The 13965-nt window shown below is 62.6% G+C and carries 7 protein-coding genes and 1 pseudogene; 6 read left to right on the top strand and 2 right to left on the bottom strand.

The window, feature by feature from the left end:
• From FHT86_RS30940 to FHT86_RS30965, 6 genes and pseudogenes are all read left to right on the top strand, one after another.
• Positions 1-252 carry a hypothetical protein gene (locus tag FHT86_RS30940; protein ID WP_133710899.1) on the top strand — a complete coding sequence of 84 codons (252 nt, stop codon included), beginning with the start codon at positions 1-3 and terminating at the stop codon, positions 250-252.
• Positions 249-1289, top strand: a complete 1041-nt coding sequence (locus tag FHT86_RS30945; protein WP_133710898.1) for an ABC transporter ATP-binding protein — start codon at positions 249-251, stop codon at positions 1287-1289. The genes FHT86_RS30940 and FHT86_RS30945 overlap by 4 nt, the downstream gene beginning before the upstream one ends.
• Positions 1286-2281 carry an ABC transporter ATP-binding protein gene (locus FHT86_RS30950; protein ID WP_133710897.1) on the top strand — a complete coding sequence of 332 codons (996 nt, stop codon included), beginning with the start codon at positions 1286-1288 and terminating at the stop codon, positions 2279-2281. Before FHT86_RS30945 ends, FHT86_RS30950 begins: the two co-directional genes overlap by 4 nt.
• A gap of 1 nt (position 2282) precedes the next feature.
• A complete protein-coding gene (locus FHT86_RS30955; protein ID WP_133710896.1) occupies positions 2283-3224 on the top strand; it encodes an ABC transporter permease in 942 nt (313 codons plus the stop codon).
• 9 nt (positions 3225-3233) lie between these two features.
• Complete coding sequence (locus tag FHT86_RS30960; RefSeq protein WP_133710895.1) at positions 3234-4130, top strand: ABC transporter permease; 897 nt, start codon at positions 3234-3236, stop codon at positions 4128-4130.
• Between the two features lie 85 nt (positions 4131-4215).
• Positions 4216-4386, top strand: a pseudogene (locus FHT86_RS30965) (transposase); the annotation flags it as partial.
• Between the two features lie 239 nt (positions 4387-4625).
• On the opposite strand, the gene FHT86_RS30970 reads toward FHT86_RS30965, so the two are convergent.
• Together FHT86_RS30970 and FHT86_RS30975 are read right to left on the bottom strand one after the other, a co-directional pair.
• Positions 4626-5159, bottom strand: coding sequence for an invasion associated locus B family protein (locus tag FHT86_RS30970; protein ID WP_133710894.1), 534 nt, complete (start codon positions 5157-5159; stop codon positions 4626-4628).
• Between the two features lie 98 nt (positions 5160-5257).
• On the bottom strand, positions 5258-13957 hold the full coding sequence (locus FHT86_RS30975) for an MBG domain-containing protein (protein ID WP_183868976.1): 8700 nt from the start codon (positions 13955-13957) through the stop codon (positions 5258-5260).
• Positions 13958-13965: the final 8 nt, after the last annotated feature.

Genomic DNA, 13965 nt, shown 5'->3' on the forward strand with positions numbered 1-13965 from the left:
ATGGCCAGCATTCGAAACTGCGCGCTCCCGATCGATGCCAATGGCGAGCCTCGGCCGGAATCGGACGTCGCCCTTCCCGAAAATTTGAAGCGGCGCTTTCTGCCTCCAACCGTCGAGCGTCACAAGGACTTCATGCACTCCCTGCCATTGTCATCGAGCAACGACGATTATTTCTTCGCCCGTGCTGACGGGACGCCGGCATCGACCCGGATCGCCCGTTCACCGGTCAATGGGTACGAGGATTTCCCATGACACCCTCCGCAAACCTCATCGAAATCCGCAATCTTTCCGTCGATTTCGAGGGAAAGCGGCAGTTCGTTCGCGCGCTCCACGGCATCGACCTGACGCTCAAGCGCGGCGAAGCGCTCGGCATCGTCGGCGAATCCGGATGCGGCAAGTCGATTACCTGGATGGCAGCGCTCGGACTTCTCGGCAGCAATGCCCGCGTCAGCGGCTCGGCAAAACTCGACGGCCAGGAAATCCTGGGGGCGGGCGACGAGACGCTCAGCAAAATCCGCGGTGGACGCGTCGCCATGATCTTTCAGGATCCGTCCAGCTCCCTCAACCCGCTGCACAAGATCGGCTGGCAGCTCGGCGAAGCATTGCGCCTTCATCAGGGATTGACCGGCGACGCCGCGCGCAAGGAGGCCGAACGGCTGATTGACCGGGTCGGCATCGCAAATGCCCGGCAGCGGCTCGGCGAATATCCGCACGAGTTTTCCGGCGGCATGAACCAGCGCGTGATGATCGCCATGGCGCTGGCGGGCAATCCCGACCTGGTCGTCGCCGACGAGCCGACGACGGCGCTCGACGCCACGATCCAGGCGCAAATTCTCGATCTGATCGATGACATCAGGCGTGAGCGCGGCATGGCGCTGGTGCTGATATCGCACGATCTCGGCATGGTTTCGGAAATGACCGAACGCGTCGCCGTGATGTATTGCGGCCGCATCATAGAGGATACTCCGACGGCCGATCTCTTCGACCATCCAGCCCATCCCTATACGCGCGGACTGATCGCGGCCATCCCGTCGTTCGACGGTCCGCGCCAGCGGCTGGCGGCCATTTCCGGCACGGTGCCGCCGCCCGCCAACCTGCCGCCCGGCTGTACCTTCGCGCCTCGCTGCGCGCTCGCCGATATCGGCTGCAAGAGGACCGTTCCGCTGATGCGGACGGCGGGCAGCGATCCGCGGCATCGCGCGGCCTGCGAGAAGCTGGACGCCGTTTTGCAGACGGTTACGCCGATGCCGATGGCCGCCCAGCCCAGCACTGCGGGAATGATGCAATGAAGGGCGCACTCTCGGCCCGCAACCTTCGGCGCTACTACACGCTGCGCCAGCGCGGCAGCCTGTTCTCCACATCGAAGACGTTGAAGGCGGTCGACGGTCTTTCCTTCGAGGTGGCGCCGGGCGAGATGTTCGGCATCGTCGGCGAAAGCGGCAGCGGCAAATCGACGACCGCGAGACTCCTGCTCGGCCAGATTCCCCCGACATCCGGCGAGGTTTGGTTCGGCGGCGACAAGGTAGGCTCCGTACCTGATGCGAGTTGGCGGCGCATGCGAAAGCGCATGCAGATGATCTATCAGGATCCGCTCAGCGCGCTTGATCCGCGCATTGCCATTGCCGGGCAGATCGAAGAGCCGCTGATCGTGCATTTTCCAGACTTTACGCCCTCCGACAGGCGCAGGCGCGTGGCGCAGGTCATGGCCGATGTCGGCCTGTTGTCGCATCATGGCGATCGCTATCCGCACGAGCTTTCCGGCGGCCAGCGCCAGCGCGTCATCATTGCCCGCGCGCTTGCCATGGAACCCGAGCTTCTCGTCTGCGACGAACCGGTCTCCGCGCTCGACGTCTCGGTGCAGGCCCAGGTCCTGAACGTCTTTGCCGATATCCGCGAACGCACCGGCTTTACCGGCGTCTTCATCAGTCACGATCTCAAGGTCATCCGCCAGGTCGCCGATCGCGTAGGGGTCATGTATCTCGGCCGCATCGTCGAGATGGGGCCGCCGGACGAGGTGTTTCATCGCCCGGCGCATCCCTATACCAAAGCGCTGGTTTCGGCGGTGCCTAGAACCGGCCGGTCGGCGCGCAGCCGTATCATCCTCGCCGGTGAGCCGCCGAACCCGGTCAACGTGCCGAGCGGCTGTCCTTTCCATACACGCTGTCCGGAAGCGCGCAGCGGTTGCCGGTCGCTCGTGCCCGAACTCGTGGCGAGCGGTGGCCGCGCCGTCGCATGCCATCTCGTCAACAATCCATCCTTTTCCGGCGGGGAGGCAGCCTGACATGCTGCAATTCGTATTGACACGGTTACTCCGTGCGCTGGTGACGCTCTTCATCATCATCACCTTTGCGTTCTTCGTCCTTCGCCTTGCCGGCGACCCCGCCTCGCGCTTCTTCGATCCGTCGCAGACGCCGCCGGAAGTCATCGCCGCCTTCCGCAGGCAATGGGGCCTCGACCAGCCGGTCTGGGTGCAGTTTTACAGATATGTCATTGCCGTGCTGCACGGCGATCTCGGCAATTCCATGCGCGAGAACCGCTCTGCTGTGGAGACCGTGCTCTCCAAGCTGCCGGCGACGCTTGCGATCATGGTGCCGACGCTGATCATCAAGACGATCCTCGGCATTGCGGCGGGCGTCACCGCGGCGCTGCACCGGAACTCGTTTTTCGACCGGATGATCATGTCGCTTTCGGTGCTTGGCTTCACCGTTCCGACTTTCGTCCTGGCGCTGGTGCTGGCGCTGATCTTCGCCGTACAGCTGCGCTGGCTTCCCTCCGGCGGCTATTCGACGATGTCGCACATGATCCTGCCGATCGCCACGCTCAGCATCGCCGGCGCCGCCGTCATCGCCCGCTACGCGCGCTCGGCGATGATCGAGGTTCTGGGCCGGCCCTTCGTGCGGACGGCTGCGGCCAAGGGCGTGCGTTCCTCAGAGGTCGTGACGCGACATGTGCTGCCGAATGCTGCGGTGCCGATCGTCACCATCTTCGGCTTCATGATGGGCAGCCTGGTCGGCGGCTCGGTCATCGTCGAAACCGTCTTTTCCTGGCCGGGCATCGGTCGGCTGCTGGTTGCCTCGGTTCAGGCGCGCGATCTTGCCGTGGTGCAGGTGATCCTCCTGCTTATCGGCGCCCTGATGGTCCTTTCAAATCTTGTCGTCGACCTTCTCTACGGCCTGATCGACCCGCGCATGCGCAGTCGCGGCGGCCGGGCGGAGGCGGCATAGGAGCGACATATGATCATCGAACAAGAGGAAATAGCCGCGAGCGGCAGCGTTATCGAAGATAAGCGGCGTGTCACCGCCTTCTTTCAGGCCTGGCCTCCGGCGGTCATCTTCGCGATCCTCTGGCTAGTGCTGATGATGCTCATCGCCATTTTCGCGCCGCTGATCACGCCCTACGACTTCATGGCCGTCGACGTGCATGCGCGGCTCACGCCGCCGTTGTTTTTCGGCGGCAACTTCGCGCATCTGCTCGGCACGGACCAGCTTGGCCGCGATGTGCTTTCGCGCGCCGTCGCCTCGATCCGCATCTCGATCACCATCGCCATCTGCGCGACGCTGCTGTCGACGCTGATCGGGCTGGTGCTCGGCTTCACCGCCGCCTATTTCCGCGGCTGGATCGACCAGATCATCCTGACCTTGGTCGACGCCCAGCTCGCAATGCCTTTCATGATCATCGCCATCGCGGTGCTTGCCTTCCTCGGCAACTCGCTGGTGATCTTCATCATGTTGCTCGGCCTTAACGGCTGGGACCAGGTAACGCGCATCGCTCGCGGCCTCGCGATCTCGGCCGATACGCAGGGCTATGCGGCGGCGGCGCGCGATATCGGAGCGTCGCCCTGGCGCATCTATCTGCGGCACATCCTGCCCAACATCTCCGCGACCATCGTCGTCGCCATGACGCTGAATATTCCGGGCGTCATTCTGCTGGAATCGAGCCTGTCCTTTCTGGGCATCGGCCTGCAGCCGCCACAGACGAGTCTCGGCAACATGGTGGGCTACGGGCGGGACTATATCCAGTCGGCGCCGTGGATCATGCTAATGCCGGCGGCTGTGATCGTTGTCACGACGCTTTCCGTTTCGATCGTCGGCGACTGGCTGCGCGACCGGCTAGATCCCACCCTACGTTGAAGGATGAAAGCCTCATGCGCCCTTTATTCTTCTGAACCGCACCGGGTTTGCCGGAGGCTCCAACTTCTGAGAAAGTGGAGCCGATATGAGCAAGACAACGAAAAAATTCTCGCCTGAAGTCCGTGACCGGGCCATCCGCATGGTGCTGGACCATGAAGCTGAGCACCCGTCGCGGTGGGCTGCCGTTTCATCTATCGCGGCCAAGATCGGCTACTCGCGAGCCACCCTGCATGAATGGGTGAAGAAGACCGAGGTCGCCGAACCAGCGATGGCCGCATAATTTAAACCAAACAGCCTAAATCCTCTCGTACCATTCCGGGCTAAACTCCGGCGGATGCCAATCATTAGCGAACCAGTCGCCGCCCCTTTTGAAGCCCTTCACGCCGAGGTCCGTGGCAATGTCCCAGAGGCTATGGCCGGCACAGGTAACGGACCTCTTATGCCTCTGGGTTTCCGTGCGTTTGGAAAATCGTTTCCCGCCGGAGGGCGAGAGCGTTATTTGGTGAGGTCCGCGATGCGATTAAGCGCACCGGCGAGGCCCTTCAGGGAGACGGCCAGGGCCAGTGGTTGGGCCGGGCTGGCGGCGGAAACGGTGACGTTGAGGGCCTTACCGGCTCTGAGCTTTGCAATCGTGTCTGCCTCGAAGGTCAGCGGCACGAAGCAGCCTTGCGGCAGGCAGGTGGAGAACGGCAGAGTATTGCCGAGCGCGGTATCGTCGATCTTCAACTGAGCGCCCAGGGGCAGCGCCAGTCCGAGCGGCAGCACCAGCGTACCCCGGAACTTGCCGTCGGGCGCCTTGCCGATCTCGACCGCCAGAACGGTCTGCTTCGTCTGGTTGTTGGTTTGGACCTGCCGGACGAGGCAGGACGGAGCATTGGCCTGCATCTGGCACACGACGCCCCAATCGTCGTAGGTCTCGACCAGCGAGCTGGCGCCGCCCGGCAAGGGAGCGGCGGTCGCGGTGCCGCTGATGAAAGCGAGCGTTGCCGCTAGCAGCGAGGCCTTCGGCAAATAGCGGGATAAAGTCATTCGAACAGGTTCCTTTCAAATGGTTGGGATGCGACCGCCCGTGCCAGGACGGTTGAGGCCCGCCGAACGGCCAGCGTCCGGCGGCTTATGTAGAGTGGCTATGGCGTTGCCTGGGCCGGGAGCGAGACGCAGCCGTTGCCGTTGGCGAGGCAGACGAACGTTCCCTTGAAGCGCGGATCGGTGATCAGGTCACGGCTGTCATCCGCGGTTTCGGCATCGTCGGACACCGGGCGGATCGGCGCAAACCGGCCGGCGTCGAAGGTCGGCGTGACGGAACTTGCCTGTGTGCCGGGTTCGGGGTCGGCGGCCATTTCCACGGTCAGCACGCCGGGAAGGAAACTCATGCGATAATTGGCGGACGCCAGAAGCGTGCCTTGGGTGATCGCATAGGCGCCCGGCTCGCTAAGGCTGGTTGCCGAGGTGGCGAGCCCTCCCGAAAGCCTGTCGCCATTGACCAGGCCCGCACTCCCGACCGTGTAGGTGAGCGCCGGATTGGCAAGGCCAAAGCGGCGGCTGAGAGTGTCGGCGGCGACCGTGATGGCGCGCTGGTTTATGGTGAGGTCTGCGCCCGTGTAGCTGATGGCGTAGTTGGCGTTGGCGAGCGACCCTTGCGTAATCGCGTAGGCACCGACATCGGCGTATTGCCCCGCCGCGGTCGAAAGCGATCCGGAGAGCATGTCGCCATTGACCAGGCCCGTCGCCGTGTAGCTGAGAGTCTGGTTGGCATCGCCGTAGGTCTTCGACTTGGCATCAGCCGTCACCGTCAGCGCCCGCTGGTTCACGCTCAGATTGGCGCCGGCATAAGCCAGGGCGTAGTTGCTGGAGGCCGCAAGCGTCCCCTGGCCGATGGCATAAGCACCGACATTGGAATATTGCCCCGCCGTGGTCGAAAGCGATCCGGAGAGCGTGTCGCCATTGACCAGGCCCGCACCCCCGATCGTGTAGCGCAGCGCCGGATTGGCATCGCCATAGGTCTTCGACAACGCATCCGCCGTCACCGTGATTGCGCGTTGGTTCACGCTCAGGTTGGCTCCAACATAGGTCAGCGCATAATTGCTCGACGCCGAGAACGAGCCGGTGATGGCATAGCTGCCGACGTTGGAATATTGCCCCGCCGTGGTCGAAAGCGATCCGGAGAGCGTGTCGTTGTTGACAAGGCCCGAGGTTGTGTAGGTCAGCGTCGGATTGACGTCGCCATAGGCTCTCGACAGCGCATCCGCCGTCACCGTCAGCGCTCGCGGGGTGATCGTCAGATTGGCGGCATTGTAGGTGATGGCATAGTTGGCGTCCGCCAGCGTTCCCTGTGTGATGCCATAGGTTCCGACGTTGGAATATTGCCCCGCCGAGGTCGAAAGTGATCCGGAGAGCGTGTCGTTGTTGACAAGGCCTACGGCTGTATAGGTCAGCGTCGGATTGACGTCGCCATAGGCTCTCGACAGCGCATCCGCCGTCACCGTCAGCGCTCGCGGGTTGATCGTCAGATTGGCGGCATTGTAGGTGATGGCATAGTTGGCGTCCGCCAGCGTTCCCTGTGTGATGCCATAGGTTCCGACGTTGGAATATTGGCCCGCCGAGGTCGAAAGCGATCCGGAGAGCGTGTCGCCATTGACGAGGCCCGAGGTCGAATAGGTCAGCGTCGGATTGGCATCGCCATAGGTCTTGGACAATGCGTCTGCCGTCACCGTCAGCGCTCGCGGGGTGATTGTCAGATTGGCGGCATTATAGGTGATCGCGTAGTTGGCGTTCGCCAGCGTTCCCTGGCTGATCGCGTAGGCGCCAACATTGGAATATTGGCCCGCCGAGGTCGAAAGCGATCCGGAGAGCGTGTCGCCATTGACGAGGCCCGAGGCCGAATAGGTCATCGCCGGATTGGCATCGCCATAGGTCTTGGACAATGCGTCTGCCGTCACCGTCAGCGCTCGCGGGGTGATCGTCAGATTGGCGGCATTATAGGTGATCGCGTAGTTGGCGTTGCTGAGGCTGCCGATGGTGATGCCATAGCCGCCAACATTGGAATATTGCCCCGCCGAGGTCGAAAGCGATCCGGAGAGCGTGTCGCCATTGACGAGGCCCGAGGCCGAATAGGTCATCGCCGGATTGGCATCGCCATAGGTCTTGGACAATGCGTCTGCCGTCACCGTCAGCGCTCGCGGGGTGATCGTCAGATTGGCGGCATTATAGGTAATCGCGTAGTTGGCATTGCTGAGGCTGCCGATGGTGATGCCATATCCGCCCACATTGGAATACTGCCCTGCCGTAGTCGAAAGCGATCCGGAGAGCATGTCGTTGTTGACAAGGCCCGAGGTTGTGTAGGTCAGCGTCGGATTGGCCTCACCATAGGCTTTCGACAGCGCATCCGCCGTCACCGTCAGCGCTCGCGGGGTGATCGTCAGATTGGCGGCATTATAGGTGATGGCATAGTTGGCGTTCGCCAGCGTTCCCTGTGTGATGCCATAGGTTCCGACGTTGGAATATTGGCCCGCCGAGGTCGAAAGCGATCCGGAGAGCGTGTCGCCATTGACGAGGCCCGAGGTCGAATAGGTCATGGCCGGATTGGCATCGCCATAGGTCTTGGAAATGCTGTCCGCAGTGACCGTGATCGCGCGCTGGACGATGTCTGCGGTCGTCGTCGCGGTCGGGGCGATCGTATAGTTAGAGGCGTCCGCGCCGGAAAGAATGACGCCCGAGAGCGTCACGGCCTTGCTGCTTCCAACATTCTGGTCCGAGAATGTCGCTCCCGAATAGCCGAAGGAGACATCGTCATGGGTGACGACACCGTTCAGCGATCCGGCGCTGGACACAGTCGCAACGGTCGAGCCGTCATAGGTCTTGCTGTCGGCGGTGATGCCGGTCAGCGACAGGGTGGCCTTGGCAATGTCGGCGGACGTCATTGCGGTATTGGAGGCGAGCGTATAGTTGCCCGCATCCGTGCCCCCGAGCGAGAGCCCGGTGATACCAACCGTCTTGCCGGCTCCGGCGTTCTTGTCGGCGAAGGCGCCGGCGGAGGTCGCAACCGTCAGGGCGTCGCCGGCGATCATGCCGGTGAAGCCTGCGCCCGAGGTCTCCAGCGTTGCACTCGTGGAGCCGTCATAGGTCTTGTTGTCGGCCGTGATGCCGGTGATGGCCGAGATCGTCGCCTTAGCGATGTTGGCTGTCGTCGTTGCGGTGTTGGAGGCGAGCGTATAGTTGCCCGCATCGGCACCACCGAGCGAAAGCCCGGACATGGTGACCGTCTTGCCGGTTCCGGCGTTCTTGTCGGAGAAGGCGCCGGTGGAGGTTGCAACCGTCAGCACATCGTTCGCGACCATGCCGGTGAAGCTCGCACCCGACGTGTTCAGCGTCGCACTCGTAGAGCCGTCATAGGTCTTGTTGTCAGCGGTGATGCCGGTGATGGCCGAGATCGTCGCCCTGGTGATATCAGCCGTGGTCGCCGCCGTATCGGAGGCAAGCGTATAGTTGCCAGCATCCGCGCCGCCCAGCGAGAGGCCGGTGATGCTCACCGCCTTGCCAGTCCCAACATTCTTGTCGGAGAACGCCCCGGAGGAGGTCGCGACCGTCAGCGCGTCGCCGGCGACCATGCCGGTGAAGCCCGCACCCGACGTATTCAGGGCCGCGTCCGTGCCGCCGTCATAGGTCTTGTTGTCGGCGGTGATACCTAAGATGCCTGAGACCGTGGCCCTGGTGATATCGACGGTGCCGATGCTGAGAACATAGTTCGAGGCCAAACCGGTGCCATCGCCGAGCGACAGTGTGCCGAGCGACAATGCCTTGCCGGTGCCGGCATTCTTGTCGGCCATGGAGCCCGCGCCTGTCAGCGTCAGCGTCTCGCCATTGGCGAAATTGCCGAGCGACAGATTGGCGGCCGCGACATCGGTGCTACCGTCATAGACGCGGCCACCCGTAAGGTTCAGTACGCGCTGCGAAATCGTCAGCGCGCCGCTATAATCGACATAGGCCGTGCGGGAACCGGTCTCCGTCACCGAGACGATGTCGGCGTCCGAATAATTATAGGTTCCGGCATTGGTCGTGGCCCCGATGGCGCTGCCCCAGGCAAACGAAACATTGCCTGTGCCGACGCCCGAAAGCGTTGCGCCGCTGATCGCAGCATTCGCGTCGCCATAGGTACGGGTGCCGCTGCCGATCGAGACATAGTCGTCATAAAGCCCGGTGCTCAGCGCGCGCAGCATCATGTAGCCACCATTGGCGCCGCTTGTCGACTTGCCCCAGACTGTCGCAAAATCCCAGCCGGCATCGATGAAGCTGAAGGGATCGGCCATCTGCGCCGTGGTCAGGCCGGTCATGCCGGTCGCGGCGCCGCTACTGGTGCCGGAGGCCTGTCCGGTCGTCTCGGTGTCCCAGAACGAAGCGGTGACCGTTCCGTCGTTCTCGCCGGTCAGCCCGCCGCCGCCGGTGACCGCGCCAATCGCGTAACTGTTGCTGATCGTAGCAGCGGCGTAGTTTCCGCCTACGAGCCCACCCACCGTGTCGGAGCCACTGACAGCGCCGCTGGCATAGCTATTGGTGATCGTGCCGCCGTTGTCGCCCGCCAGCCCACCCGCCCGGCTGCCGCCGCTGACGACGCCGGTGGCATAGGAGCCGATGATCGTACCGCCCCTATCCGAGTTGTTGCCCACCAGCCCACCCATACCGACAGCGCCGCCGCCGACGGCACCGGTGGCATAGGAGTCGATGATCGCGCCGGAGTTGTAGCCCACCAGCCCACCTATAAAAGCGTTGTTGCCGCTGACGGCACCGGTCGCATAGGAGCTGCTGATCGTACCAAAGTTCATGGCGACCAACCCGCCAACGTCAAAACTGCCGGAGACCGTAGCGGTGCTGTAGGAATTGCTGATCGAACCGTAGTTCCAACCGGCCAGTGCGCCGACGTCGCTGCGGACGCCGGTGACCGATCCGCCAACGAGCCCAAGATTGCTGATCGATCCTGCCGAAACTGCGAACAAACCAACTTGGTCGTAGCCAGTCACGGTGAGGGCGCTGATGGTGTGGTTGTTGCCGTTGAAACTGCCTCTGAACTCCGTGTTGACGTCTCCGAGCGGCACCCAGCCGCCCGTCGACCAGATGCCGGAGGCGTTTGTGCCCGACGTCTCGCTGGCGTCGATATCATTGGCGAGCGTGTAGCTGCCGCTGAGGTTTGCGCCGATCAGCGCCAGCTGATGGAGATTGGTGATGGCGATGATGCCGTTCGAATCCGCCGTTCCGGCCTCCGAGCGCAGGATAGGCCGCATGTCGCCGGCCTGATACCAAGTGTTGGCGAAATCCCAGCCAGCATAATTCGTAGCGTTGTTGGCCGAATCACGCATTTGTGCGGTCGTGAGGCCGGTTGCCGAAAACGTGCCGGAAAAGGATTGGCCGTAACCGCTAGATCGACCAGTCGTGGAGACATCCCAGAAACTGTTGGTGATGGTGCTATAGAAATTTCGGCCCACCAGGCCCCCAACAGCAACACTCCCGTTAACCGCGCCCGAGGCGTAGGCATTGTCTATGGAGCTTCCGGAATCATTATAGCCCACTAGTCCGCCGACATATGTATTGCCGGTTACGGAGCCAGTGGCATAGGCAAAATTGATTGTGTGATCATTGAAGCCGGCCAAGCCGCCAGCGTCCGAACCCGAACCGTAGGTTGCGCCGGTAGCGTAACTATTGCTGATCGATCCATGATTATAGCCGACCAATCCGCCGACTTCATAGCCACCGGAGACCGCAGCGGTGGCGTAGGTATTGCTGATCGAACCGGAATTGTATCCAACCAAACCGCCGACATCCTGGCTGCCGTTCACCGTACCAGTCGTGTAAGCGTTGCTGATGGTGCCGGTATTGTATCCAACCAATCCGCCCGTATAGGAGTAGCCATTGATAAACTCGCTAGTCAGTCCAATGTTTTCGATGGTCCCTGCCGAGTTACCGAACATTCCGAGATAATTGGTCCCTCGGTTGACCGTCAGGCCGGTAATGGTGTGGCCGGCACCGTCGAAGTTGCCGGTAAAGGCAGCATTGTAGTCGCCGACAGGCACCCAGCCACTCGTCGACCAGATATCGGCGGCATTGGTGCCGGAGGTTGCGCTGGCGTCGAGATCGCTCGCGAGCTTGTAGCTGCCGGCAAGGTTTGCGCCCATCAGCGCCAGCTGGTGCAGGTTGGAGATGGTGACAACGCCGTTTGCGTCGGCTGCCGCGGCTTCCGAGCGCAGGATCGGCCGCATATCGCCGCTCTGAAACCAGGTGTTGGAAAAGTCCCAATCGGTGTAACTGGAGGCATTCCGTGCCTGCGCTGTTGTTAGGCCAACCGCTGAGAACGAGCCGATATTTAGACCATAGCCGGACGACTGACCGGTGGTTCCTGCATCCCAGAAGCTGTTCGTGACATCGGAATAATAGGTATTCATCCCTACCAGGCCTCCGAGGAAACTAGGGCTTGCGCCAGTGCCAGTGACAGCGCCGCTGGCATAGGCGTTGGTAATCGGGCCATAGCCCGTGCCGACCAAGCCTCCGATTTCAAAGTTTCCGCTTACGGCGCCGGTGGCGTAGGCATTCTCGATTGAGCCCCAGCTGAATCCCGCCAAGCCGCCGACCTCGTTGCCGCTTCCGCGGACGGCTCCGGTCACGTAGGCATTGGTGATTGTGCTCCCATTCTCACCCAAAAGCCCGCCGACTTCATTGCGGCCATTGACTGCACCGGTGGTATAAACGTTGTTGATCGTGCTGTTGGCGCCATAGCCCACTAAGCCGCCGACCTCGTCGCGGCCACTGACGGTCCCACCGATCAAACTGATATTCGCGATAGTCGCGCTATAGTTGAGATAGCCGAACAGACCAACGTTATCGGTGCTGGGGCGGTTGATGGTGAGCCCCGAAATTCCATTGCCGCCGCCATTGAACGAGCCGGTGAACGCCACGCTCTCTGTCCCAATCGGCGCGAACCCCGCGCCGTTGTTCCAGGTGGCGGTGCCGGATGCGTCGATATCGTTTGCGAGTGACCACTGTGCTGCGAGATAGCTCGATGACGAGCCGATGCCCTGCAGGCCGTAGACATCCGTGAGCAAGTAAGGCGTGGCGCTCGTGCCATCGCCGCCGGTGGCGCGCAGGAACGAAGCGCCGTTGGTGATGCGGAAGTCCTTGGCCGAGAAGGCGGGCAGCGTTGCGCTGTTCTGCACCCAGTTGCCCGAAGCCAGCACGAAGGCGCCGACATTGACCGCCGCCGGCGCGGAAATCGTGCCGCCGGAAGAGACGATCAGGCCGCCATTTGCAGTGATCGCGCTGTTGATGTTGATGTCCGAGGCCGCCGCGAGCGTCAGCGTCGTCAGCGCATTCCAGGCGACTGGCGCCGATACGGTGATCGTACCGGCCTGCGGATTGGTGGCATCCGACGACGATCCCGTCGTCACCGTGACATTGGCGGTTGCGAGCGCATTGGTCAGTGTATTGACGTTGATGACGCTGTCATTGCCGGTGGCGTTGAAACTGCCGTCGGTATTGCTGTCCGTGCCGGACGAGATCGTCACGTCGTAGGGATCGAGCAGCAGGTTGCCGAAGGAACCATGCGCGGCCGTCAGGTCGGTAAGACCGGTATAGGAAAGCAGCGCCTTGCCGGATACTTCCGCCTCGCCGCCATTGCCAAAGAGCGAACCGCCGCGGGCGGTTATGGTGCCGGCGAAGCTGGTGAGATTGTCCGACCACAAGACGACATTGCCGCCATTGCCTGATGTGATCGCATCGGCATCGATGATGGTGCCGGTATCGACGGTGAGCGTCTCGGCGTGCTTCAAGGTGCCGCCGCCCTGCCGCTCGCCGCCGATATTGACGGTGCCGCCGCCGGTCTTGCCGGAAGCATTCACCTTGGCAGAGGCGAGCTTGATCGACCGGCCGGTCACGGTGACCTTGCCGCCCGTGCCGGTAGCATTGCTGGCATCGAGCGTGCCGGAAACCGCCACCTCGCCGTCGCCGCCGGTGAGCGTGATGTCGCCGCTCCTGCCGGAAACGCCCTTGGCTTCGATCGTGCCGGACATGTTGACCGCCTGACGCGCCATGTCTCTCGCGGCGGCGGCCGAAAGCTGCACCGTACCGCCATTGGCGGAGATCTTGCCGCTGTTGGAGACGAGCGCTTTCGTGCCCGTAGCCGATGTCGGGATCGCCACCTGCAGGAAGCCGTCGCCGGCCAGATCGAGCGTCGCCTGCTCGCCCGAGCCAAGTGCTGCCTTGCCCATCGGCACGGTGATCACGCCGGAGTTCTCGACCGAGCCGCCGATCAAGGCGAGATAGCCGCCACGATTGATGGTGATCGTGCCCGCATTGGTCACGGAACCGGATGCGCCATTGCCAGTAAACGTCCGCTTGCCGGCCATGAAGTCATTGTCAGAGATGCCGAGCGTCGAGGCGACGAAGGCGCCGGTATTGATGGTGCCCGTCGGGGTGATGGCAATGCCGTTGGGGTTGACCAGATAGACCTGTCCATTGGCGGTAAGGCTGCCGGCGATCGTCGTCGTCGTCGAGCCGGTGACGCGGTTGAGGATGGCCGAGGAAGTATTCGGCTGGACGAAGGTGACGCCGTTGCCCTGGCCGATATTGAAGTTCTGCCAGTTGACGACGGCGTTGGCGCTCGTCTGGTTAATCGTCAGCGTGCCGTTTGATGGCGTGCCGATCGTCGCGCTGCCCGCCGCGACGCTCCCCCCCGTCGGCAGGGACTGGGCGAAGGCCGGATTGGCCCCGACCAGTGCCGTGGAAGCGAGCAGGGCGACGAGCCTTGCCTTGTGAGAGATGGTATTGCGGTCGTTTGAGCGAAACATGGCGAGAG

Origin of the sequence: Rhizobium sp. BK313 (genome assembly GCF_014193655.1) — a bacterium.
GTDB lineage: Bacteria > Pseudomonadota > Alphaproteobacteria > Rhizobiales > Rhizobiaceae > Rhizobium.

What these genes read in the sequence shown, in the direction of transcription:
- FHT86_RS30940 (WP_133710899.1), top strand. Translation starts at nt 1, where the DNA reads ATGGCCAGCATTCGAAACTGCGCGCTCCCGATCGATGCCAATGGCGAG.
- FHT86_RS30945 (WP_133710898.1), top strand. Translation starts at nt 249, where the DNA reads ATGACACCCTCCGCAAACCTCATCGAAATCCGCAATCTTTCCGTCGAT.
- FHT86_RS30950 (WP_133710897.1), top strand. Translation starts at nt 1,286, where the DNA reads ATGAAGGGCGCACTCTCGGCCCGCAACCTTCGGCGCTACTACACGCTG.
- FHT86_RS30955 (WP_133710896.1), top strand. Translation starts at nt 2,283, where the DNA reads ATGCTGCAATTCGTATTGACACGGTTACTCCGTGCGCTGGTGACGCTC.
- FHT86_RS30960 (WP_133710895.1), top strand. Translation starts at nt 3,234, where the DNA reads ATGATCATCGAACAAGAGGAAATAGCCGCGAGCGGCAGCGTTATCGAA.
- FHT86_RS30970 (WP_133710894.1), bottom strand. Translation starts at nt 5,159, where the DNA reads ATGACTTTATCCCGCTATTTGCCGAAGGCCTCGCTGCTAGCGGCAACG.
- FHT86_RS30975 (WP_183868976.1), bottom strand. Translation starts at nt 13,957, where the DNA reads ATGTTTCGCTCAAACGACCGCAATACCATCTCTCACAAGGCAAGGCTC.